This window comes from Aliamphritea spongicola (assembly GCF_017051665.1).
GTDB lineage: Bacteria > Pseudomonadota > Gammaproteobacteria > Pseudomonadales > Balneatricaceae > Amphritea > Amphritea spongicola.
The window spans coordinates 1-290 of record NZ_JAFIDL010000086.1 but is presented as its reverse complement, the minus strand read 5'-3'; the positions used below and the strand labels follow the sequence as shown (position 1 = coordinate 290).

The window sequence follows — 290 nt, the reverse complement described above, 5'->3', positions numbered from 1 at the left end:
ACTTTGTATATTATTCGGTGTTAAGATGGTTTTTTTATCCACCCTAATCGGAACATTGTTTAGGTTGTTTCCGAGTAGCTCATCAAGTTTTTGATAACTGAGAACCCAAGGAAGCGTGATTTCAAGAATATTATCCGAGCTAGCGTTTTCGGTGATTTTGGGCAATGGGAAAGCCCTGCTTGGTGCAGCATTGGCAGGATGGGTATTGACTTTCCCTTCTAGACCCAGCCAAAGATTCAGGTTTTCATTTTGGTCGAAAAATTCATTCAGTTTCACTGATTCTGGTTGAA

1 protein-coding gene is annotated in these 290 nt (G+C 40.3%); it reads right to left on the bottom strand.

Annotated elements, in window-relative coordinates; translation table 11 throughout:
- A partial coding sequence (locus JYB63_RS22855) for a DUF4403 family protein (RefSeq protein WP_336510921.1) occupies window positions 1-276 on the bottom strand: 276 nt, incomplete at its 3' end.
- Window positions 277-290 lie beyond the last annotated feature (14 nt).